General features: G+C 47.8%; 2 rRNA genes. Both read left to right on the plus strand.

The annotated features are described in order from the left end of the window. Nucleotides 1-107, plus strand: a 16S ribosomal RNA gene (locus tag KI379_RS33700); the annotation flags it as partial. A gap of 287 nt (nt 108-394) precedes the next feature. Then, nucleotides 395-504, plus strand: a 23S ribosomal RNA gene (locus tag KI379_RS33705); the annotation flags it as partial.

The raw sequence follows: 504 nt of genomic DNA on the forward strand, positions 1-504 counted from the left end.
TCGGTGAGGTAACCGCAAGGAGCCAGCCGCCGAAGGTGGGGTAGATGATTGGGGTGAAGTCGTAACAAGGTAGCCGTATCGGAAGGTGCGGCTGGATCACCTCCTTTCTATGGAGAATCGCTTCCTGAGATGGAAGCATTCAAATACTAAATCTAGCCGGTCGGCTAGTTACTCACTCGTTGGTCAGTTTTGAGAGCTCAAACTCTCAATTTGATCCTTGAAAACTAGATAACGAAACGAATCTGCGTTTTAGAAATATCCTTTTAGCTGCTTGTGTCTTCATTGAAAGACCAAGAAGTAAAAAGTAGCAGACGAGTGTTTTGAACGATGAGAGCCTTTGGCTTTGCGCTTGCGCAAAACAAGAAAACGAATCGGGTAAAACAGGAGTCATTATGGTTAAGCTACTAAGAGCACACGGAGGATGCCTAGGCGCTAGGAGCCGATGAAGGACGTGGCGAACAACGATACTGCCTCGGGGAGCTGTAAGCAAGCTTTGATCCGGGG

Source organism: Paenibacillus cineris, from assembly GCF_018333335.1.
GTDB classification, from domain to species: domain Bacteria; phylum Bacillota; class Bacilli; order Paenibacillales; family Paenibacillaceae; genus Paenibacillus_AQ; species Paenibacillus_AQ favisporus.